Origin of the sequence: Duganella flavida, from assembly GCF_009857445.1 — a bacterium.
In the GTDB taxonomy this organism is placed as follows: Bacteria; Pseudomonadota; Gammaproteobacteria; order Burkholderiales; family Burkholderiaceae_D; genus Rugamonas; species Rugamonas flavida.
The window spans coordinates 1-23,934 of sequence record NZ_WWCN01000031.1; the positions used below are offsets into that span (position 1 = coordinate 1).

Genomic DNA, 23,934 nt, shown 5'->3' on the forward strand with positions numbered 1-23,934 from the left:
ACAGTTGTTGGAATGAAGATCAATGCCACAAAATAACATGACGTCCTCCTCGATAAAGTTCGGATTCGTACCGTGACTTTATTCCTCGGCTCGGCCGAAGGGAGGACGGCTAGATGATTATCAATTCGGTATGCAAACCAACAACATTGCGCGAGTCACGCAAATTGACACAGACTAGACTGGCTGAATTGATCGGCGTGAACTCTCGCGCCTATAACCGCTGGGAACGCGGAACATTCGTGCCACAGCTCGATACCCTGGTAAAGATCGCTGATGTGCTCAACGTCACTCTTGATGAGTTGGTTGGCCGCACGACGACGGTACATGAGCCGGCTGTGCACAACGCGAAGCTGTACGCGCTGCTGCAAGACGTGGACGCCTTGCCCGATTCCGATCAGCAGGCGCTCATCATCCTAATGGATAGCCTGGTGAAACGGGCCAAGATGGACCGCGTGCTGGCAGCCTGACCCCCGCAGCTAAGAAAGAAGCTCTCCACCCCCACTGCCGGGGTTAGGGGAGCTTTTTGTTTTTTAATACGGCTGCACACACAGCCCATCTCCCATCTCTAGCGTTTTGGCGCGCACATCGAGCGCCGCCGTGTTCTCGTGCTGGCGGCCCATCGCCAGCGGTAGCATGTCGCGGTCGTCGGTATAAATTTGCGCGTGGTGCCGGGCGCGGCTGATGGCGACATAGAACGTGTTTTGATTTGACGTCAGGCTGTGCGTGTCTGCCTCGATCAGCACCCGGTCGCAGGTCTGACCCTGGCTGGCGTGCACCGTCGAGCAGTAGCCGTGATCGAGCGCCAGGGGCCGGCGGCCGTCGAGCAACACCGTGCGGTCGTCGTCAAAGCGCAGCGTCAGCGCCTGCCGATCCGGCGCGATGGCATCGACCCGTGCCATGTCGCCGTTGACCAGGCCGCGCGCGCGGTCGTTGGCGGTGATGCGCACCAGGTCGCCCACAGCCAACGACCGCCGCACCGGCACGTAGGCCGTCAGCTTGGTGGCCAGCGCCGGCTGCCAGGGCTGGCGCACGCCGTCGGCGCGTTCCAGCATGATGCCGTGGTCCAGGCGTTCCACCACCGTGGCAATCTCGCCGCGCTTCAATCCCAATGAAGGATAGTCGGTTTCGGCCAGCACCAGGTCGCCGGCGTCATAGCCCAGGATCGAGCGGGCCTGTTGCGCCGTATGGTCCTTGCGGTCGAGCAGCGTGAATTCCTGCCCCAGTTCTGCCAGGCCCAGCTTGGCGCGGATGCAGCGGTTAATCTCGGCACGGGCATGGCGTGTGCCGGCGATGACGCGGGTGGCGTGGCGCTCGGCTGGCGTCAAAGCGATGTAGTCGTTGGCGATGCGCTCGAAGCGGGTCGGCGCGTTGGCAAGCTCGGTGATGTCCTTGTCCAGCACGCTCACGGCCATGCCTGTCTGGCCGTCCATGGCCAGCTCCACCGCGTGTTTCAGGCGCTGGTTCTTCTGGCGCTGGATTTGATTGACGGCGGCCGTGTGCATCCCGCCGGCCTGCAACTGCGCGAAGGGCTTGCCGGCTTCCACCGACCGTAATTGGCCGGTATCGCCAACCAGGACCACGCGGCAGCCAGCGGCGGCGGCCTCGGTCATGATCGTGTGCATCTGGCGCGTCGACGCCATGCCGGCCTCATCGACAATGAGCAGCGTGCGGCCGTCGAGCTTCTTGGCTTGCCGATGGCTGAATGCCGTAATCGTTTCGGCATCAATGCCGGCCCCGGCCAGCTCGCGGGCCGCACTGGCGCTTGGTGCCAGGCCCTTGACGGTGTAGCCGCACGCCTTGGCCTGCTGGGCGGCGATGCTGAGCAAGGTCGTCTTGCCAGCGCCGGCGCGGCCCTGGATGCCGATGGTTTGATTGGTGGTCAACAGGATGCCCAGCACGGCGTCGCGCTGCCCGGTCGACAGGCTGGCCAAGGGTGCGGCAAGATCGGCCCGCGCGCCCTGGTAGAGCGGAGGAAGCAGCGCGCGGCCCCGCACCTCGATGTCCAGGATGTCGCGCTCCAACTGCTGCGCCGCCGGCGTGGTGTAGCGCTCGCCGTCGCGGATCACCTGGCCCGACCGGACCGCCTCATCGAGTGCCGTCACAATCTTGTCCAGGGTCGTTTTACCGACGCCGCGCTCCAATGCGGTCTGCACAACATCCTGCCGGCTGAACACCGACCGCCGCTCGCTCGCATGCTCGACGGCCTGCATCAACACCGTCATGGCGTCGGTCTTGACAGCCAGGCTGGCCGCCGCTTCCGGCATCCGGTAGTCGATGCCCTGGGCCGCGCTCAACTCGCGCCAGTCCTGGCGCAGCACGGTGCGGTCGACGTCGGTTTTCTTGTCGCGCGTGATGACCGCCACCAGCTTCTTGGTCCATGCGCTGGCATCGCTGCGATCCATCCCTTGCGTTTTCAGATACGCCTCGATCATGGCGCTACGCTGACTGAACGCCTTCACTTGGTGCTCGTTGATGTGCGCCAGTTCGAACCTGCCGTCCAGGTGGGTCAGGCGCACCGCGTAGCCCAATGCTTGCAGCTCGCGGGCCAGCTCGGAGCGGTAGTACGCGCCCAGCAGCATCTTGTTCCGATAGATGGCTTCGTTGTCGACCGCCCGCCACTGGCCATCGGCGCGCCGCGTGGCATTGATCATGACGCAGTGCGTGTGCAGTTGGGGATCACACGCGCGGCTCAGGTCATGGTTGAAGCGCGCCACCACCAGGTTGCCGGTGCGCTCGCTGCGGGTGATGCCGTCCACCGTGACGCGGCAGGCCACCAGGGTTTCGGCATAAGATAACGCCCGCTCCACGGCCAGGCGGTGCGCCTCGAAGATGCGCCGGTCCCCGCCGACCAGCGCCTGCAGGGAGACCGACTTGGGCGCGCTGAACGTGGCGTCGGTGCCGCCGCGCCGGCCGGCCGCCGCGTGGTGCAGGCTTTCACCGCTGGGCAGCCGGCCGTCGAGGAGCGCGGCAAACTGCGCGGCTTCCACCGCGCCATCCAGCCCAAGACTGGCCGCGCCGGCTCCCCACCAGGCGCTCGGGCCATGATCGTTTGTGTAGTAGTTGTCAGCCTCCTCATAATAGGATGCCCCCGTCTGGCCGTTGCCAACGTTCGCCAAGCTCAACATATCAACGCTCCACGAACGGTTTGGCCAGCACTGGGAAGTCCCGTGGCACCAGGCGGATTTTTCCGATTGCGTGGTCGCCGGCCAGCTTCAGGAAACCATGCAAGGGTGGCAGCGACATCAGCTCGGCGGGCAACACGGCCGCCTCAATACTGCGTTGCGTGGTGGTCGAACTGGTACGGCCATCCTTGCCGTTATTGTAGGTCGTCAGCGTGCGCTCGACCTCGCATTGGCCCAGTCCGTCGGAGATCTCCTTGGCGGTGTGCGGGTCGGCGTTTGAACATCCCAAGGCCAGCACGTTACGGAAACAACTGCGCAGCGTTTTTGCGCTGTGGACGCCATACAAAGCATCAAGCTGCGACACCGATTGCAGGCCGGCCACGACGCGCAGGCCGTGCTTGCGGCCCTTGGTCAAGCCGGCTTCCAGACTATTCAAGCGCTCCAGGCTGGCCAGCTCGTCCAGCACCAGCCACAGCGGGCGCGGCTGGTCAGTCGGCAAGGTGAGGGCCGAGGCGATCAGGATGTCGGTCCAGGCGCTCACCAGTGGGCGCAGCGTGGTCAGCATGTCCTCTCTCCAGGTGATGAACAGATTGCCTTTGCCGCTCTCCAGCCAGGTGCGCAGGCTGAACGCGCCCGGATGCAAATACTGGAATGCGCCGACGTGGTGCGACAGGATGAAACGCGTGCTGGCCAGCGCCTTCTCCGCGCCCGGCTCGAACAGTCCGCCGGCGGCGGAGCCGACCAGCAAGCCTTTCAGTTCCTCGGCCGGCGCCTGGGTCAGCCAGTACAGCAGGCGCTCTGTGCTGGTCTCGCCGCTCTGGGTCAGTGCGCGCACGGTCTCGGCAAAGAGCTGCTGAGCGTAGCCATGCCACTCTTGCGCGCTGGAGTCGCCGCTGTCGGGGATCACGCTTTTAGCGATCCGGTCCACATCGAACGGGTTGCGCAGCTCGTTGAAAATGCCCCAGCCTGGCGAGCGCTTGTCGAACGGGTTCAGCACCGTATCGCCTTTCCTGCCGAAGCGAGCCAGCGCCTGGCCGTTCGGGTCGATCACGATGGCGCGGTCGCCGCGTGTCAGGGCCAGGCTCAGGCACTCGAAGATGGCGGTACTCTTGCCGGTGTTGGTGCTGCCGGCCAGCAGCAGGTGGCTGGGTTCGCTGGCCAGCGGCATCGCCACGCCGGCAATCTCGATTTGCTGCTGATGCTTGTCACGGGTCTGGCTCGCCAGTTCCTTGCCGCGCACCACACGCGCACCTCGCAGGAAACGCACGCTGTGGTCGGTATCGTCCAGCTCGTTGACTGCATACAGCACGGCGAACGCTGGCAGGAATCCTTTAAGCAGCGACCAGAACATGATCGGGCGCAGGTCTGGCGAATCCAAGGTATGTCGCAGGTAGAACGCCAGCCAATGCCACCATGGATCAGGTAAGCTGAAGGTGTGCGTGACCGTCCAGGTCCAGCAGCCCAGTGTGACCAGCAGGCCGGCCAGCAAGGCCAGTGCGAGGATGGGTAATGTGATTTTCATATCGTGTCCTTATTGTTGGTTGGCGAGCTTGGCGCGCACTTGGGCGACGATTTGCGCATTGAGGTGGGAAGCGGTCGCCCGGCTGAGCAAGAGGATTTCATCGAGTGCCGGGAATCGTGGCTGCGTGGTCGCCGGCGTGAGCTGCTCCAGCTTGGCCAGCAGCTCGCTGCGGAGCTGGGTGATCTGTTCGGCCTGGTGTTCCCGCTCGATCAAGCGGCGCACGTGCGCGGCCACCGGCACGCCCAACTCGGCGGCAGTGGCGCACAGGTCGGCATAGACCGGCATTGAGATGCGAAAGGTTAGAACTTTGGTGGTCATGACTAACTCCTTGATATCGTTGAATTGTTTCGTTTTAGCTGCGCTTTGAAAAACCGCCGTATCCGGCTGTAATCCCCTCCTGGTGCCGCCCTGGGTCATCTCGAAGAGATGTGTCAGGTGTGTAGTTCCTGCCTTTCCCCAGAGTCGCCAAGAGGCGTACATTTGGGGCGCATCGAAACTGTAGCGGGGCAGATTTTTTGCCGCGTTAGCGAAAATGGCTTGAATTACCGGACAGTCGGTCCGTATGATTTGCTGGCGGCCGTGGCCATGCCGCTAACGATCAGGCTTGAAAACGAAGATAAATAAATGACATCAGAGAACAGTCAGCAGAAGACCAAAAGGAAGGACTTGCCGCCGCTGGCGATACGGGCGAAAGCCGCGCAGCCGGCTTGGGGGATGTGGACCCCGCAGATGGTGCGCAACGAGGCGTACAGGGTGCTGACGGCGTATGGCATGGCCGGCGAGTTCCCGGACAAGAGCGAGACCAACTGCATGATTGAGGGGATGGAGGCGGTCCAGATGGTCAACAGCTTTGTCGCACAGCGTGTGCCGGAATTGAGGCAAGGGATACTTGATGGTGGGCCTCACAACATCAAGCCCGATGAGGTACAGGCGATCAAGGAAGTGTTATTTCACTTGCAGATGGAAGAGCGTGCAGGGACAAAGTACAGGCCGGAATTTTGCCGCTTGTGCTACCGGCACCGCGATCCGCAAAGCGCGCATTACTGCCAAGTGCACAAGCCAGTGATTGATGATAAGAAGGCATACCAGGGTGGCAAGCGGCGTTTCGATGCGTTTTTCGATCAGGTCATCGCCAGGTACAACGAAGCCATCGAGGCCAAGAAAATCCCGCATGGACTGCCGATGGTGTTGTCGGAAGGGTTCAATTACGAGAATATCGTGCAGATGCTGTCGGCGTTCCCGCTTGCCAACGCCAAGCTGCTGCCGGTGGTGGAGGCGTGTACCGCCTCGGACCTGCCGCACAGCCGCTTCGACGTGTTGGCAAAGATTTACGCGGCGGTGCATGACACTGACGGCGTCGAACTGGTGCGGCGAGCCGAAGCTGCAGGCCATCACCAGTCGTTCCGCTACCTCCAGGACCTGATGCACTTCGTGTCGCGCTACGAAGCCGAGCTGCTCATGAAAGCCGCTGCACCGCAGCCGCGCGGGCCGAAGGTGCGGCACAGCGCCGATCACATTAGGGCGGTGGTCGCGGCTAGCCCCGAGAAGTCGATGACGCAGTTGGCCAAGGAGCTGGGCTGTTCCCGCGATACCTTGTACAAGGCGCTCAAAGAACCGCTGTAATTGCTGTCTTTTCACGCACCAGCGGGACTATCTGAAGAGGTGTTCTCCTTGCCCATTGTGGCTAACGCATCAAATGCTAATTCGCTCCACCACTGCTCAGAGTAGTCAGAGACTGGGCCGTATGATTTTGCTGCCCATTTTTTCGACTGCGGATTGAACGTGCTTACAAATCGGAAGTTTGGAGAACCGTCCTCATGAAAATCGTCATGGAGAATGACGATTTTCCCATTTCTCCAGCCAAAGGCTCTAGGTGTTGGCGGCCAATCAGACGCCGCCAGCACCAACCTCGACCATAGAGTGCGTTCCATCGGGAGTTGTTGCCAACTATTGCCGGCATCACTGCTGTGGAACAGCACCAAGTTTTCGCACTTTAGCCATTCTTGCGCATCACGTTTGCAATAAACGAGTCGCTGAAAAGGGAGTCTGGCATGCTGATGTGCCGTCAGGGTGTCGTTTTCCATTAATTTCCGTTCATCAAACGATATGAGTAATCACCGAAGGCTCGCCCCCAATGGCCACCCTGATAAGCAGCATAACCACCGAGCGCAAGCCCACCAACCATCAGTACCGGTGCGGATGCAATCGCTGCAATACCGGTGAGCGCTGCGAGACCTGTAAGTCCAGCTACGCTAGCTGCTGTGCCTAGTGCCCCGCCGGCCAGTCCACCTAGCATCCCAGTGCTTTCGGATACACCAATCCTCAGTCTATCATTCGGCGCGGCTTTGTAGATCTCATACCCAGACATCCCAACGGCACCCAAGGTCGCAAACGGGCCAAGATAGCGCGAGGCAGTGGTTAAGTTCGTCACCGTAGCGTGCGATCGTCCTGCCCCAGCTGCAACACCCCTCAAAATCTGGAATTCCGTAGGTTGAGCGACCCCTGACTTAATCAGCTTAGCAGCACGATCTGCGTATCGCTGATCGAAGGTCGGAGTCTGTCCTTCAATGGCGCGGGACAGATACCCTCCCCAAGGGGTTAATTTTCCTTGTGTTGCGGTGCGAGTGATATTGCGAAGGTTCGATACTTCTTCCGCCGCGTTACGGACTTGTTGAATATTGCCCTCTCCAAGCGTGTCAATGGTCGCTACTGCAGCATCGGAGGCACTGTGAATTGTATTCATGTAGCCGCTACGCATCGTCGCGTCATAGACGCCAGTTGCCATATATGCCGCAGTCGAGCGCCTGTCATTGGCCCAATCGTATAGGCCAGAGCCAAGCGATCCGCTCTTATCGCTGACATATGGTGCTGCCGCGCTCGCCTCAGCGGCAAGAAGCGCTTCGCGTTCGGCCTTTCCGGAAACAATCACCTGCTGCATAGGCGTGGTTGGCGCTTCGTCGCTAGGGACCACTTGTGCGGGGTAAGCATAAACACCCCTTGCGGTTTGAGCGACTGGGAATGATCGGTCTCCCTCAGAGTATGTCTGCTTCGTGTACTCCTCTCCATCATCCAACACACCAGCTGGGAAATCGGGACCGTCTGGATTTGGAGAGAGGCGACCGCCACGTGCGACCGTGACCCAATTTTGCCTTGGGTCCATCGCGGTAGATGCATACCTGTCGCCAGACATTACCTCCTGCTTGATTTTGTCCCACTCATTGGCGCTCAAGTCAGGCGTTCCGCTGCTGCTCGCAGCCAAGCTGCTGCCCAGCGCATTACCAAACGCATCTGTAGCAATTTGGGCTACATTAACATGGCCGCCGCGAAGGATCGAAGCAGTTGCACCAGCGGCAAAACCGCCCACGGTGCGCACGGCTAGCTGTTGGGCATTGCCAACCATTGCTGCCAAGACGCTATCTTTGGCGCTCAAGGCGCTTTGCATTGCGTCACCGGCGAACGCCCCCGCATAGGCACTGGCATATGACGTGGCGACATTGGCCCAAGAGAAGCCGCGCTGCAGACCGGTGATATTTGCAACCGACTGCGAGGCCAGGTTAGACACAACGGCCCTTGCGGCGATCTGCGGATAACTAAGATTGCTACCCGAACCAAGCAACGAGCTACCGATGCCATTCGCCGTGTTGGCGATACCCGCCGACGCTCCGCTGCCAATCGCACTTAACGCAACGCTATTCCAGCTGAACCCATCTTGGGCGCCAATCAGGTTGCCGACAGCCTGGCTGGCTACTGATCCAATTGCCCCTGCGATAGCGCCGCCAGTGAAGCCGGCAGCAGCAGCGGTTACGCCAGCGACTTGGACCCCGCCAGCTAATGCCGACGCGCCTGCCGCCATGGTGTCAAGGATGCCGGTTGCGGCATAACTCGACAGGGCACCGGCCGTATAGATGGTCACTGCCACAGCAACAGCCACCATGATCAGCTTACCGATACCGCCGCAGCCACCGCCACCACTGCTTTGCGGTGCCGGCATGTCCAAATGAGGGGCGGTGTCGCCGACTACCTCGGCCTTGTTATAGGGCGTGAAGGACAGGTAGCCGTTGAGGATGGTGTTGACGCGCTGCGGAATGATCAGCTGCTGGCCGGCCTTGAGCGTGCTGCCGATGCCGCCATTGGCGTCGGCGATCAAGTACCACAGACGTTGGTCACCCCAGATAGCTTGTGCCACCGACATCAGCGTTTCTGCATCGCTTTGCACCGCGTAGACGGTGGGCTGGTTGGCCACGGATGGCGCGGTGGCGGATTCGTAGACGCTGCTGAACGTTTCAAGATTGGCGCTGCTGCTGCCAATCAGCATGTCGTTGGCGATCAGGCTGTGCGTCACTACGGCGTTCTGGGTTTTTTCCAATACATGGCCATTCGCATCGTTGATGATGGTGGTCAGACCGTTGGCGCTCGGCTTGGTACGATCTTTGTCGTCATACTGCTGTACAGCTACCAGGTTGCCGTTGACGTCGTAGCTCTGTTGGCTGGACTTCCATGTATTGGAATTGAAGTTCTGTACCGCCGTGGTGTCGAGCATGGCGACGGCGCCGATCTTAGCGTTGTAAGTGTTATTGAAGGTTTGGCCGGTCTTACCGTCGGACAGGGTGACGGTGTAGCGCAGCAGATTGTTGAGCTTGTCATAGTCGGTGTAGTTGATCGTTTGCTTGAGCTTGGAATTGGCGGCGGTTGCCACGCGTTGCACCAGCAGGCGGCCGCCTGCATCGTATTGGCTCAGGCGCGACTCGTCGGCGGTAGCGTCGGAGGAAAATACCACGCGGCCAGCGATGTCGTAGCGCCGGTAGCTGGTCCTGCCGCCGCTGACGATGCTCATCAGGCGGCCGGCGGCGTCATAGCTGTAGGTTTCGCCGTTGTCGCTGGTACGGTTGCCGCGCCAGTCATAGGTGATGGTATGGGCCGGAATCACCGCGTCGTTAAAGTAGGTGTAGACCGGGTCGTTCCATTGAGGATCGCCATTATTGTCGGTGTAGCCGCCTCCGGTCACAACCGGCGTGGCCAGTTTGGTGTTGGTAGTACCGGAGACGTTAGTCTCGCGATTCATCTTGTCGTAGCCGTAATTGACCGAAATGGTCTTAGTGTCGCCACGATCGTTGACAAAGACGGTCTGCTCGGAGGTGCGGTTGTCGTTATTGTCGTAGGTGTAGTGGACGTTGTAGGCAGCATTGGTCACGCGCGAAACAATATTGGACAGGCGGTTGAAGCCGTCATACATCAAGACCTGGTCCTGCACAGTACGGCCGCTGTTGGTTACGGTTTTCTCGCTGGTGCGGTTGCCGTCGCGGTCGTAGGTGTAGGAGGTGATCTGGCGTTCCTCGGCGGCGCCCAGCTGGTTGGTGCGGTAGTTGATTTGCAGCAGGCGGCCGGTGCCGTCTTCGTAGCTGTAGCGCAGGTCCTGGCGGGCGACGCCATCCCACGTCAGGCTGTACTGATGCGTCATCTGGCCGCTGGCATTGTACTCGAAGTAGCTGTTGTTGCCAGCGATGTCGGTCTGCGACTGTACCCGGCCGAAGCCGTCGACGCGCCAGGATGGCGTGTCGTTATTGGCCAGGCGCATTGCGGTCTTGTGGTTGAGGGCATCATAGGCGCTGTTGGTGACCAGACCGTTGCCGTCGATAGTGCTGATGATGTTGCCGCTCAGGTCGTAGCGGGTGTAGAGCGTCGGACTGCCTGCGATGCCCGCTGCGGTGGTGTTCAGTGCGTCGGTAATACGGCGGCCCAGTTCGTCGTAGGTGTACTTCTCGGTGATGGTGCCAGTGGCTTGTTTTTCGGTGCTGGCGCCGTCAAAGCTGGACACGTTGACGCTGGCGGTAGTGCGGGTCGTCTGGCGGCCCAGCCGGTCAAACGTGTAGGTTGTCACCACCGCACCGGGCAAGGTGACGCCGTAGCTGTTGACGCCCACATTCTGGGTGACTGCGAAGTGCTGGCCGAAGGCATCGTTGGCGTAGGTCACACTGGCAACAGCACTGGTGTTATCGGCATGGAACTCCTGCCACAGCACGCCTTGGGCGTCGTAAGTGTAGGTATTGACGTAGGTTTTGGCATCCTCGGTTCGCAGCACGTGTCCCAGCTTATCGTAGCTGGTGGAGGTACCAAGTGTTTGCTTGGTGGTGACAATGCCGTTGATGTCCTGCGTCATGCCAGTGCGCACGGTGCGGATCGCCTGGCCGGCATCGTTGTAGTCGATGCTGGTGTACCAGTTGCGGTCGCGCGCGTCGTATTCGCGCGTGACGTCACCCCAGCGGTCGACCTCGATGGAATCCGGGGCTGTATGCAGCTGGGTGGTGGTGGCGGTGGTGCTGTCGATGCCTTCTGCGCTGCGGTCTACATAGATGTGCACGGCGTCGGTCAGCTTGCTCTGCAGGTCGGTGGTGAAGCTGCCGCCAAAGTAGCTGTTGAAATTGCTCATTGTGCTGGCGGCTGAACCCATAGCGGCGCCCACCTGGCCCATGAAGACAGTGCGCGCTTCCAGCTTGATGATGTCGTTGCCGAGGTAGGCGTAGGCGGCGTCAATCGCGTTCAGTACCAACTGGGCACGGGTGAGCTGGCCGGCGTCGAGCTGGGCGCTCAAGGTGGACAACTCGGTGCCGTCGGGGGCGCGACCCAGGCCCTTGGTGTAGAAGGCGGTCACGAAGTCGACGTTTGACGCCGTCGATGGGATGCGCGACTGGACCTCATTCGAGGCCAGGATGCTTTGCGCGATCTGGGCGGCGGCGATGCCACCGCTGGTCATCTGGCTGATGCCGTTGAGCAGGGCCGGCAGGTCAGGCACGCGGCCCAACAGGGCCACGTACAACTGGCTCATCTGGATGGCCGCCCTGGCCTGCGGAGTCAGGGCGGCTTGGGCGCTGGCGTCGGCCTGCTGGGCTTGCGCACGCAGGAAGGTCGCCATGCTTAGCAGGAAGCCGGCCACGTCCGGGCTGCTGGCGGCGGACTGGGCAGCAGCGGCGATGGTCTGCACGCCAGCCGTCACCTTGGTGTCGAAGGTGACACTGTCAGCGTTGATGTTTTCCTTGGTCAGACTGTTGATGATGTCAACCACGACCTGTCCGCGCGAGTGCGATGGTGTGATAGCGTTGCTCCAGAACTGCAGGCCCGGGTTGTCGGCCGGCAGCAGGATGAGACGGACACTGGTGAACAGCATGCGTACGAAGATGTCGTTACTCATGCCGGGCGGGTAAGCGCCTGGATTGGCGCTGATCAGGTCCTGGGAAAAATCGGCCAGGGTTTGACCGCTGCGGAAGGCGATCAGGGCTGTGTTGACCTCGGTTAGTGTAGGCTTGCGGTTGAGCACAAGGCTGTAAACCTGCACCGTCTGGATCACCTGCTGTGTTGCAGCCTGAGCGGACGCGAAGTCCTGCGCGCTGAGTGCCACAGCGATGCTGGCGCCAGCCGCGTTGGCCATGGCATTGCTCAGATCGTAGTCGGGCGGCAGCGCATTGCTGACACCGTTGGCGCCGTTGGCGAATTCGGCCAACTGGGCCGTGGTCCAGCCATTGGCCATGCTGCCCAGTGCGTTTTGGCTGGCGGTGGCAGTGTCTTGGGCGGTCAGCTTGGCCGACATGGCCGCGGCCGCCGTGACCTGTTTGTTTTCCAGCGTGATGGTCGCACTCAGTGATGCTTTTAGAGTCTGGGCAAAACTGTTCAGCGCGGTCTTGGCAGTGAGGTCGTTATAGGTCCAGTTGCACGTATACTGGGCATTGGCTAAGGTCTGCTGTGCGTTGGACAGCGCGGCGTCGTAGCTAGAGGCCAGTGCGTTGGCTTGGTTGTTGTCCTGGCTTTGAACGCTAGACACTTCGGCTGGGAAATTGTTGCGCACCCGTCGCGGATACGCGCTTGGCGTGCCATAAAGCTCGCCCTGGCAACCTTTGAAAAACTCGTAGGCAACGTAGCCGGGATTACTGTAGTTGACATTGCCGTTTCGCTGCTGCTCCTTGGTGCTATTGACCCACCAGTTGAAACCGTCGCGATCCGGCGCATTGGCCGCGATGGTACGGTGCAGGACCTGGGAGAACAAGTTCTGGAAAAAGGCTTCGAGGTCTGTCAACGGCAGGCAGAAATTACTACAGATGGACGCGAAGCTCGCATTGCCGGCATTCATTTGCTCCACATAGCTGACGATGGTGTTGTAATCGGCGGAGCTGCCAAAGCCGACCAGCAGCTTGATCAGCTCGCCCGTGTTGGAGGAAGCCAGATAGGTCTTGGCGCGCTGGGCCGCCACCACAGCCGGTGCGTTGGTCGGGCTAGGGGTGTTTTGCAGCGTGGTGCGCGCGTCGCTCCACGCGGCGGACGCGGCCGAGACGTCGCTGTTACTCTTGGCTATACCTGCCGTCGTGGCGGTGTCGTTGTTGAACGCGGTCAGGGCGTCGGCGACGCGCTGGTCGAAGGCGGCAGCGGCGCCAAAATCGGCGGCTTGATTATTCTCACCTTCAGTGAGATCGCGGATGATGCCGCTGGCGATGGCGCCACGGCTTTGGCCACCGTTCAGGGCGTTGAGCCAGACGTTGCCTGGACCGGCGGTGCGTCCCAATACTTGCAGGAAGATTTGATCGACGAACTGCTGATTGTTGAGGACCGGACCGTACTGTCCGCCGCCGAAGTATTTTTGTCCCTCGCTGGAATCGATGAAGTCCTGGGCACGGACGGCCAGCGAATAGCCTTGCTGGTCGTACATGGAAGCGGTGAGCATACCGTTGTAGTCCAGGCCGGCTCGCGCAGTGCCGTTAGGCAGATAGCCGGTGCCGCGATTCAAAATGCCAACGTACAAGCGGGCGATGTCAAGCACGTAACTCGAGTTGGTGTTGCTGGCCGCCGCGCGCGCATTCGCCACCGCGGTGGCCGCTTGCGTGGCGGCGCTGGCCTTGTTCTGGGCGTCATTGGCGGCGTTCAGCGCGGTGGCCGCCAGCGCGGCAGCGCTTTCTGCCTGGCTGCGAACTCCGTTGAGCAGATTGGCCAAGCGGGTGTCGAAGCCTAGGCGCGCGGACAGCTCGGCCGGATTGGCCGGATCGGCGTTGAGGTCGGAACGTTGCACCAGCAGCAGTTTGTTGAGCATGGCGATGGCCGTGGCGCCAAACTGGCTGCGGCTGGACGCCATTGCGGTCCAGGTGGCCTGGTCGGCCGCGGACAACGGCGCGCCGCTGGGCAACTGGGCGCTGGTGGTGATCTGGCGCCAGAGCGCGCTCACGAAGGCTGCGCCCGTCATCGCGGACGGGAATAGCTTCAGGCCTTCCGGATTGGAGTCGATCATTCCCTGCGCCGCCACCACGTCGCTGGTGGTAGTCATCAACCCTTTGCTCATGTTGATAAAGCCGGCCAGATCTAGCCCGGCGACACCGGCCGCGCCGCGGTTGAGGATGGCCGCATACAGCTGTGCGGCGCGCAAGGCATAGCTGGCCATCGGTACCTTGGCCGCTGCCGCGGTAGCGGCGTCGACACTGCTGTTGGCCGCGCTTAGCGCCTGGGCGGCGGCCAACGCATTGCTGACCAAGGTGGCGGCCGCGTTGGCGGCATTGGCGGTGGCCACGGCGTTGGCAAGAACCATAGACGCGGTGGCATTGTAGACTTCCTGCATAGCGGCGGAAATATCGACCGTGCTACCGGTATGGCTGACCAGACCGATGATCTTGGTGGCCAGTGCCACATCGTTGCCGCCGGCATTGAGCGCGTAGGTCAGGCCGACGCCGACTTTGCTGTTGAGATAGCTGACCCCGTTCTGCTCGACATAGATGCCGCCGCCAACGGCGGCGGCCATAATGTCAAGCACCACCGCACCGCGCGTCATGGACGCCAGTTCAGCGGTCCATTGCAGTAGCTGATGGTCGGTGGCAGGAACGCCAAAGGCGGTCTGGTAGATTTTCTGTACGAAGTCGGCCGGCGACAGACTGGCCGGGTAGGCTTTTACGCCTTCTCCCTGCAGCATGTTATTGGCGACGGTCTCGAAGCTGCTGGCGCCGCTGTTGATCTGGTTGAGCCAGTAGTTGAAGCTGGTGCTGTCCGGGGCGCGGTTCAGCACTGAGGCATATAGGCGCGCGAGTTGCAGCTGGGCGCTTTCGCGCGGCGTGGCCAAGGCGCCGGCGGTAGCCGCACCGTTGTATCCCGCGGCCGAGTTCTTCATGGCCTGCACATATAGCATGACCTGGCTGACCGCATTGGCGATGGTGGCGTTCGGGCTCACCCCGCTCAGGACGGCCTGGCCGACGGCAATTAGGGTCGGCACGTCCTGGCTCAGCTGCGTCATTTGGGCGAAGCCCATGCTGATGACGGTCTTGTTGTACAGATTGCTGCGGTCGAGCAGCTTGCCGCTATCGCTCTCGATATAGCGGGCGATCTGGTCCGACAGCTGGACCACAAAGGCACCGCGCGAGATGTAGTTGGGACTGGAGGGTGCTGCGTTCAGCTTGGCGGCCCACAACGTGCGTTCGTCGCTGGTCGGGGCCCGGCCTATCAGGTTGTTGAAAACGCGGTTGATCAGTTGATCGTTGGTCTGGGCGTTGACGGCCGGATTCGACTGAATTGCTTTCCATTCATCCTGGTTGAAAAAATCGTTGGCGACGGCCTCGATCGACGATTGATTGAGGCTGTTGAGCCAGAAGTTGAAGCCATCCTTTTGCGCCGCTCGGCCCAGCAGGCCGATGAAGATGTGCGCAATGCGTATTGGCTGGTTTTCCTTGGCCGCTTGGGCTGTTCCCTCGGCGATGGCGTCGACATTGCCCGACATCGCGTCTACGACCAGTTTGGCAGCGAAAGTAGCGGAGTCGGTGGCGCCAGTGTAGGCCTGATAGGCGCCATTGGAAATACCGCCGCCCTGTAGCACCAGGTAGTTGTACAGTGCGTTAACCTGCGGCTTCAGGCGCGCTTTGAAGGCGGCATCCTGGGCCAAGTCGGCAATGGCTTGAGCCCGATTGTCGGTAGTGGTGGCCACAATCTGGCCCGGGTTTTGCGGGTTGACGGTGGTGGTGACCATCGTTAGGTTCATGCGCGCCAGCCAAGTCTTGTACACGTCCGATTGCTTATCCGGTGCGACGCCAAATGCGTTTTGGTAAATAGCGCCCAGGATAACGTTGTTGCTATCGGTTGGCCCGAACGTCTGCTTACCATCGGTTTTTACGGCGTCAAGCATAGCAGATGCTATCTGGGCCATGGTAGTGCCGGCGTTTACGCTGGCCATCCAGTTGGCCAGACCTTCGGCATCCGGGGCGCGTCCTAGGATGAGCTGGTACAAGCGGATCAGCTGCTCGACCTTGGCCGTGCTGGTGGCCGACTGAATGGTCAACTGGCCACCGTCGCGCGTGTAGGGCACCTCACCTGGCGGGGTGACCGTGACTTGGTATTCGTAGCTACCGCTGGTCAGGCCGCTGATGCTGAACACGGAGTAGCCATTCACCTTCTGTACGCGCGCGGCGGTGGACAGCCAGGTGCTGCTGCCTTGCAGGCGATACTGGACGGCGAAATTGCTGCTGGCTTCGTGCGGTTCGCCGATCACCAGGAAACCGTTGGCGTCATTTTGCTTCGGTGGCAGCATATCCTTGGCCCAGCTGCCGTCGGGCTGACGGTACAGGTAGTATAGGTCGTTGCCGTGCAAGTGGTTGACGTCGACCACGTGGCCCAGCATGTCGTAGCGTGTGTCGGTGCGCTGGATGTCGTCCATGGTCAGCGCGTCGCTGGCGCGGGTGATGGACTTCAGCGGGTCAGCGGCGCTGGCGGCGCTGCTGCGCATGACGACGGTGGCGTTGCCCTGCGCGTCAAACATGGTGACCTTGGTGACGCCATCGCCGCTGTTGCTGCGCCACGCGTGGCCGGCGTTGTCATATTCCGTGGCTTCCGTCTGGACGACGCCAGCGCCGTCGATGCGTCCGGTGCGATGGTTGATGACTTCGCCAAAAGCATTGAAGGTAAAAGTTTGCTGGGTGTTGACGGTGGCCGGCGGATTGGCGGCGCCATTGCTGACCAGGTCCACATTGCCAGGCGTTTCCACGCGGATCAGGTGACCCAGCGTGTCGTAGCCGTTGACCTGGAAGGCTGTTTCCGTGATGGCGCCGGATGGCAAGGCGTTGGTGACGGTCTGCCAATGCTTGGCCAGACGCCCGTATACGTCATAGGAATTGTAGGACACCTTGAGCTCCGCGTCCGTGACCTTGGTGGCGCGGCCGGCGAGGTCGTAGCTGGTCAGGGTGATGCGGTCGGTGCTGGTGAAGGTCGACGGCAGGGCGCGGGCGCCGACGGTAGTGCCGATGGTGGCGCTGAAACCGGTGGCGGTATTGCCTGATGCATAGTCGATGCGCACTACGGTGTTGCCGTAGGCATCCAAGCGAAGCTCGGTGATCGGCATTAGCCAGGATGCGCCAGGCGATAACGTGGTGGAAGCCACGGCGGCAATTGTGGTCACGCGGCCCAGCGCATCGTAGTAGTTGATGGTGACCATGCCGTTGGCGTCGGTGGTCTGGGTCAGATTACCGATAGCGTCGTAGGCGTAGCTGGTGACGATGTCCGTAGCTGCGGCGCCGATGGTGGCGCCGGCCTGGGCCTGGACGCGGTTCTCGCTGATCTTGCGGTTGCCGTTGTCGTAAGTGTAGTTGACCTGGCGGTCGGCCGCGATGCTGTCGGGAATGGTGCCATAGTCCGCATCGCTCCACGAGCTAATCGCGGTGGCGCTTTCCAGCTGGGATAGCATATTGCCGGTGCCATCGTAGGTAAAGATGGTCAGGTAGCCTTTTTTGCCACCGGCATCGTCCTGCAGCGCGTTGATCTGGGCCTTCTTGCGTCCATCCTGGTCGTAGTAGAAGCGTGTGCTGGCCGACGCGGTTTTGCCGGCGCCGCCGTCGGCCAGCTGGTAAGCGCCGTAGACCGATTGCAGGATGGTACCGCCAAAGGCGTCGTAACGGGTTTCGGTGGTGCGGGCCGACAGGTAGGTGTACTGGCCGTTGATGCCGAACTGGTCGTACACCGTCACCTGCGGTTCGCTGACTTTGACGGCGCGGCCCAGTTGATCGTAGCGGGTACTGACGACGCGGTCCAGCTCCGGATGTGGACGTGGGTTCTTGACGAGATCCAAATCCTGCTGCACGGCTGCCAGCGTGCGCGCGCCGGCGCCGTCGCTGGCGGTGAAGGAGGCCAGGTTGGGCAGGACATCGTTGTAGCGGGTCAGTTTGATGACGTCGCCAAATTCATTGCGCTCGTAGGCAGTTGCGTACCCCATGGCGTCGATGTCGTAGCGCACCCGGCCTAGTTTGTCGTAGACCTTGTAGCTGGTGGCGCCGCCGATATCGGTACTGGAAACGGCATTGCCCAGCATGTCGTAAGAAACAGTGACACTGTGGGTGGTAGCGGCCGCTTCGGTGCGGCCGCTGGCGTCGGCGACGGCGGCTGAATTGTAAACGGCCAGTGGCGTCTGCGTGGTTTTTACCTGGTGTCCGACCAGGTCGTAGCTATAGCCAGTAAGACGGGCCTGTGTGGAGCCCAGCGCCTCGCTAAGGGAGATCAGGTTGCCTAGCGTGTCATATATGTAGCGCGTGGTCAGCGCGGTCAGCGGTCCTGCCGTGCCCGTATCCGACCCGGCTGGATAGACATTGACGGCCGGCGCGGTTTCGGTCAGCACGCGGCCGGCGCTGTCGTAGGTATAGGTCCAGACATTGTTCAGCTGGTTGGTGTAGCTGAGTTTACGGCCCAGTGCGTCGTAAGTGTATTTCTCGACGAAGCCCAGTTTGTCGGTGGTGCTGAGGACATTGCCCTGGGCGTCGTAGACGTAGACCGTGCCGTGCGGGGCGTTGACGCCGGTCGCGACGGCCACGACCGCCATCAGCGTCGCCAGGTTGTTGTCGGCATGGGGGAGCAGAGTCGGATAGGTCAGGTGCTGCTGCACGCGGCCAAACGCGTCGTAGCGGTTTTCCGTCAGGTAGCCGGCGCCATCGATAGTGAAGCGCAGGCGCTGGTTCTGGTCGTACACATAAGTGGTGGTGCGGTCGTTGCCGCTGGTGGCCAGTTGCCTTTGCACGCTGGCAGTGCGTTCGCCGGCCAACGGCGAGCTGACCAAAGCGGCATTGATCGGCGTGGCGTAGCGTATGACGGCCGCGGCATTGCCCTGGGCATCATAGCGGTGCTCGGTGACGCCGCCAAGACTGTCGATCTCGTACCGCGGGCGGTTGTCCAAATCATACACGGTACGGACGATGCGGTCATCGGCGCGGGTTGCGCCCAGAATCGTTTTTTGAATCAGGTTGCCTTTGGCGTCATACTGCAACTGGCTGACCGTGCCTTCCGCATCGGTGCTGCTGATGGGGCGGCCAGCGCCGTCGTAGCCCGTGATCGTGGTAGTACGGTCACGCGTCGGATCGACCACCGGCGTGCCGACAGGATAGACCGAGGCCGAGCTACTGGTGAGCGCGGTAGCGTATTCGGTGGTGGCGCTGAGGTTGCCAGCACTGTCGTAGTTGCGGCCGGTGACAGCCCACTGCACCTGGCCATTGGCGATGTTCTGCGCCACCGCGATGGTCTTGACGCGATTGCCGCTGTCGTAAGTGTAGACGGTAGTGGCGTCGCCCGTCGTCCTCACCGCATAGGTCAGTAGCTTTGCGCTGGTGGGCGCTGCGCCGGCGTAGGGACTGGCGTAGGCTGTGGTGGCGCTCAGGTTACCCAGGGCATCATAAGTGTTACGGACTACGGCCCAGAGCCGCACATCGGGCAAGTTCAGGTTGGACGCGCTCTGCGCGGTGGCGGTGGCAGCCAGGCGGTTGGCACCGTCGTAGGCGTAGACCACCACCTTGTCCGATCCGCTCGGGACCACTGTTGTCGCGGCGGTGGCGGCAGGATAGGCGTCGGCAGTCGCTAGCGGCGTGGCATAGGCTGTACTATTGCTCAGGTTACCATTGGCGTCGTACTCCTTCTTGATCACCAGCCATAGCACCTTGCCGTTGGCCACGCCTTCGGATTGCATCTGCACGCTCATCAAGCCACGGCCGTCGTAGAAGAAGCGCTGGTGGCTGTCCAGCGCCGGATCGGCCTGGCCGGGATCGGCCAGCAGTACGTTGAGATTGGCCGAGGTGATCGCGAAATCCACCGGCTTAGCGTAGGTGATACGGTCGACGACCTGGTTCAGGGCATTGTAGGTGTAGGCGGTCAGGCTGCCGCCAGCGGTCAGCGTAGCCTTGAGGCGGCCGTCAAGGTCATAAAAATTGCGGCCACCGGGATTGGTCGCGGCAGAAGGCACATTCGCGTTGGGGACGCTTTGCTGCTCGGTGGCGTCGACCCGGCCGAAGACGTCATAATGCGCGGTGCTGCGGTTGCCCATGGCGTCGATGACGGCGGTCTGGTGGCCGTTGCCATCGTACTCGTAGCGTGTGACGCTGTCGACGTCGGTGGAGGCCAGGCGGGCGATCACGGTAGCAATGGCGGCGTCGTTCTGTCCACCGTCCAGGCTGCTCAGCGTGGCGGCATCGATGCGGATGCCATAGCTGATCTTGGCGTCAATCTGATTGAAGGCGTTGTAGCTCAGTCCAGTCACTTCGCCGGCTGCATTGACCGTGTAGACAGGCTTGCCTTGCGCGTCATAATAGTAGCGAGTCTTGTTGCCGAGCGGGTCCGTGGCGCTGAGGCGCAGACCGTTCTGGTTGTAGGTGTAACGGGTGGCGTAACGCTGCCAGACGCCCTCAACCTGGGCCGTCGTGGCAGTGTCCAATACGGCGGCGCCTTCCGCGCTCAGTTCGGCGATGAGGTTGCCTTGGAGATCATAGCGCTCGCGCTGCGCGCGCGTGGTACCGGTGCCGATACGGGTTTCGGTCAGTCTGCCGAGCTGATCGTAGGTGTAGCGAGTCAGCAGGCCGCCTGGCGCGGTTTCCGTTGCCAGCTGGTTGCGTGCATTGTACGTGTAACTGGTGATTTGGTCGACGCTGTCGTTGGCGGCGAAACCGAGGTCGGCCATCTTGGCCGCGCCCGGCGTGGTGACGGCGTTGCCGTAATGACGGCGGCTCAAGACATTGCCGTTGAGATCGTACTTCAGTTCGGTCAGGTAGTTGCCGTTGTCGAGCGTGCCCGCCAACTGGTTTTTGCTGTTGTAGAAATAGCGCTCGTGGGTGGCGATCACACCAGCAACGGTGAGGATGTCAGCGGCCGTGGCGTTGGGGTTTTGCGTGAAGTAGTTGGGCGCCAGCGCGGTGACGCGGCGGAGCATCTCGATCTTCTGGCCGGCGGCGTCGTAGCGGTACTCGGTCACGTAACCGGCGGCATCTATTTCCAGCTGCAAATTGCCGTCTTGATCGTAGAGATTGCGGCTGACAAGGTCGGCGGCGGAGCTGTTGTCGGCAATACTGTCCAGCGCGAAGGTATTGGCCAGGGAGCTGACCGGCACGGCGGTGGCGCTGCGGGTAGTCTGCACCATGCGCCCGGCCAGGTCGTACTGGTAGCGGGTGACCGCGCCGGTGGCATCGACGGTGGCCGACAGGCGGCCGGCCTTGTCATAAGCATTCCACGTGTTGCGGTTTTTGACGTCGCTGGTGTCGCAGCCCAGGTCGTTGAGTTTTAACTGCGACCAGATGCCGTTGGTTGGTTGGAGTAACGCCATATCGATGCGTTTGGCGAACTGGACGGTGCGACTCATCTGACCGTTGGCATTGTAAAAATACGCGGTCAGATTGCCGTTGGCGTCAATTGCGGCGCTCTGGCGGCCGGCGGCGTCGTACAGGAAGTAGGTGGCCTGGCCGTCGGCGCCGAGGGTTTTGCGCAGCCGCCCAGCGTTATCGTAGGCGTTGACGCTGCGTCCCAGCACCAGACCGGCGCTATCGCTCTGTACGCTGCCAGTGATGCGGCCGGCGGCATCATAGGTAGTCCTTGTCACCAAGCCATTCGACAGCGTGACGCTGCGAGCACCGTGGGCGTCGTCGTAGCTGTAGACGGTGGTATCGGCGCCGGCGCCGGCATTTGGCGCGGTCGCGGAGAGCTGGCGGCCCAGTGCGTCATACGAATAAGTGGAACTCGTTTTATCTGAATTAATGCTCTGCAGAAGTTGACCATGCTGATCATAGACCATGGTGGTGCTATTCAGGCTGGCGGCCACTACAGTCGGTGGCGGAGTGACGAGGAGATTGCTAATCGAAACAGTGTTGCTCGTGCCTGCAGTAGCGCCGCCGCTGTCGGGACCATTGGAGGTGCTGGCGAACAAGCGCAGCTCTTGCCCTGGTGGGAGCAGGGCTTCAAATCCGACAACGTCGTCGTCAAGATAGATCGTAATTACCCCGCTTGGCCGGGTAACGATCTTGACTTTGCAGTCGACATAGTTTGCGGTATTCCAGCTTCCCCAGCCGTCGCCATGTTTCTCGGTATATACGCCAAGCATGTCGTTGATGACCTGCACACCAGCTTGCTGGTCCAGATCAGGCCAGGTAGCAAGACCAATTTTCAGCAAATTTGCTCGGAAAGGTCCCTGGGCTTTTAATTGGAAGCTGATGGTGCTTCCCAACAGGAATGCATCCTGGCCGGTAAGAAGCGGCGTGTTTGCAGTGGATTGATTTTTTGATGTTAATACTAGCCCTTGGCCATTCCTGGTGATTCCGGAAGGCAGACTGGTAGGAAAATTAGGCGGCAACGCAGTCGTTGCCGCGTTTGCCAGATAAGATTTTGTTTGGACTACTAAGCCTCGCGCATCTCTCAGATAATCAGTGTAGTTGATCAGGGTGCTGCTGTTGCGCAGGGCGCCACTCCAGGCCTTGAGTGCTTCGATACTCAGGTCACCATTGCTTGGGTAAAAGCTGCTGGAATACTCGCGAACGCTGTCTTGCAGCGAGTTAGAATCATAGCTGTACTCCTTGACTCGTCGTTCCGGGGTGACGATGTAGCGTAGATTTTTGGCCTCGTAGATAAACGTGGTGGTCAGGCCGGAAGGTGCTGGCTGAGACGTTGCCGCAGTATCCCCCTTTGGCCACACGGTTTCAGTCAGCAACTCATTCTCCGCGCTAAATGTGCGTGTGATTACGTTACCGGCCGCATTGACCTCTCTGATGCAGTTGCCATGGTTATCGTAGCTATAAAGGCTGAGATTGCCACGCGCGTCGGTAATGGTGGCAATATTTCCCTTGCTATCGTAGGTGTAACTTGTTATCTGCGGTGCGCTGCCCACGACAGATGGAAGTGTCACCGACTGCAATTGTCCCTTTGGGTCGTAGGTGTAAGTGGTCTGTGCGCCAAATGGATCGGACACGGTGGTCTGATTTCCCGTATAGCTGTAGCGCGTGGTTTGGCCTAATCCATCCGTAACGGTCGCAATTTTTGCATTGGGACCAACGTCGTAATAAGTAAAATTCAGCGAAGTACCGTCCGACTGACGGATGCTGGCAATCTGACTGCTGTTGTCGACATACGTATAACTGGTCAGGTAGATATTGCCGTCTGCAGTACTGTTATCATCCGGTGTGAGGTCGACCGTTACTTTGGTGAGCCTGCCTAGGGCGTCGTAGTCGTAGCGCGTGCGCGAGCTGCTGGCTTGGCTGGTGGCGGACTGGACGTGGATTTGCGCGATGCGCCCGCCCAGGTAGTCAAACGTTGTGACGTCACCGATGGAATCGGTGACCTGAGTGAGCTGGCCCAAGTCGTTATACAGATATTCTTCCCATAGCTGCATCGTGTTGCTGGCCGTCAGACGGCCGCCGTTGGCGATGGAGTCATATTCTTCGCTATTTACCCCGTCTCTGGCCGAGTCTGTATTCGACCAAGTCCAGGTGCCGCTATCGTTACCAACTAGTTTGCGATACGAGCCCGCGCCATCGTTGCTGATATAGCAGCCTTCGACACTATCGTAGGTGTACAACTCACGGCTGCCGTCGCTGTTTATGCGGCTGACAGTGCTGCCAGCGGTGTTCAAAGTGCCGGTCAGGTCGGCAATCTGTTTTACGAGACCAGTACGCCAATTGGTACCCAAGCCTTCGTTGAAGCCGCCTTGCGAGTTATAGGTGCGCGTCAGGGAGAAATTGATGCCTATCGATGCTAGAAATTCATCCTGGTCCTGAAGCACCAAATTACCGTTGGCAATGTTGACGTAAGCCGCTTCGTTGGTGCTGCCAAGATTGGGGTTACCGAACAAGCCGAGACGCCCTAAGGTGCCTCCAGAACTCGTGGTCAGACCCAAACCGTTGCCGCTGACAATAGCTACCATATTATATTTACCCCGTTACTATATACAGACCTTGATCCTCAAGGTTTTGGCCAGCCAAGTTCGGCATGATTGTTGCCCCCAGTCGCCCATGATCCGGGGGGTGTTGTCACCGAACTTGGTGGGTGGCTGGTGATCGC

Annotated in this window: 7 protein-coding genes; 2 read left to right on the forward strand and 5 right to left on the reverse strand. The window is 60.8% G+C overall.

Going from position 1 to position 23,934, the window contains the following annotated elements:
• Positions 1 to 113: 113 nt before the first annotated feature.
• On the forward strand, positions 114 to 467 hold the full coding sequence (locus GTP46_RS28435; RefSeq protein WP_161010004.1) for a helix-turn-helix domain-containing protein: 354 nt from the start codon (positions 114 to 116) through the stop codon (positions 465 to 467).
• A gap of 63 nt (positions 468 to 530) precedes the next feature.
• Here the strand turns inward: GTP46_RS28435 and mobF are convergent, their stop codons facing one another.
• From mobF to GTP46_RS28450, 3 genes are read right to left on the reverse strand one after another with little or no spacing between them, the layout of a single operon-like run.
• The gene (gene mobF / locus GTP46_RS28440) at positions 531 to 3,125 is read right to left on the reverse strand and encodes a MobF family relaxase (protein ID WP_161010005.1); all 2,595 of its coding nucleotides are present in this window, start codon (positions 3,123 to 3,125) and stop codon (positions 531 to 533) included.
• Between the two features lies 1 nt (position 3,126).
• Positions 3,127 to 4,644 (reverse strand): type IV secretion system DNA-binding domain-containing protein, encoded by a 1,518-nt coding sequence (locus tag GTP46_RS28445; RefSeq protein ID WP_161010006.1) that lies wholly within the window; start codon positions 4,642 to 4,644, stop codon positions 3,127 to 3,129.
• 9 nt (positions 4,645 to 4,653) lie between these two features.
• Complete coding sequence (locus GTP46_RS28450) at positions 4,654 to 4,962, reverse strand: hypothetical protein (protein ID WP_161010007.1); 309 nt, start codon at positions 4,960 to 4,962, stop codon at positions 4,654 to 4,656.
• A gap of 306 nt (positions 4,963 to 5,268) precedes the next feature.
• Between GTP46_RS28450 and GTP46_RS28455 the strand changes: the two genes are divergently transcribed.
• Positions 5,269 to 6,267, forward strand: coding sequence for a helix-turn-helix domain-containing protein (locus GTP46_RS28455; RefSeq protein WP_161010008.1), 999 nt, complete (start codon positions 5,269 to 5,271; stop codon positions 6,265 to 6,267).
• Between the two features lie 11 nt (positions 6,268 to 6,278).
• Here GTP46_RS28455 and GTP46_RS28460 read toward each other — a convergent pair whose 3' ends face one another.
• The gene (locus tag GTP46_RS28460; protein ID WP_161010009.1) at positions 6,279 to 6,728 is read right to left on the reverse strand and encodes a hypothetical protein; all 450 of its coding nucleotides are present in this window, start codon (positions 6,726 to 6,728) and stop codon (positions 6,279 to 6,281) included.
• The gene (locus GTP46_RS28465) at positions 6,728 to 23,797 is read right to left on the reverse strand and encodes a DUF4214 domain-containing protein (protein ID WP_161010010.1); all 17,070 of its coding nucleotides are present in this window, start codon (positions 23,795 to 23,797) and stop codon (positions 6,728 to 6,730) included. Before GTP46_RS28465 ends, GTP46_RS28460 begins: the two co-directional genes overlap by 1 nt.
• Between the last annotated feature and the right edge of the window lie 137 nt (positions 23,798 to 23,934).

Excerpts from the sequence above, each read along its gene's own strand:
- GTP46_RS28445 (WP_161010006.1), bottom strand. The coding sequence starts at position 4,644 with ATGAAAATCACATTACCCATCCTCGCACTGGCCTTGCTGGCCGGCCTG.
- GTP46_RS28455 (WP_161010008.1), top strand. The coding sequence starts at position 5,269 with ATGACATCAGAGAACAGTCAGCAGAAGACCAAAAGGAAGGACTTGCCG.
- GTP46_RS28435 (WP_161010004.1), top strand. The coding sequence starts at position 114 with ATGATTATCAATTCGGTATGCAAACCAACAACATTGCGCGAGTCACGC.
- GTP46_RS28450 (WP_161010007.1), bottom strand. The coding sequence starts at position 4,962 with ATGACCACCAAAGTTCTAACCTTTCGCATCTCAATGCCGGTCTATGCC.
- GTP46_RS28465 (WP_161010010.1), bottom strand. The coding sequence starts at position 23,797 with ATGGTAGCTATTGTCAGCGGCAACGGTTTGGGTCTGACCACGAGTTCT.
- mobF (WP_161010005.1), bottom strand. The coding sequence starts at position 3,125 with ATGTTGAGCTTGGCGAACGTTGGCAACGGCCAGACGGGGGCATCCTAT.
- GTP46_RS28460 (WP_161010009.1), bottom strand. The coding sequence starts at position 6,728 with ATGGAAAACGACACCCTGACGGCACATCAGCATGCCAGACTCCCTTTT.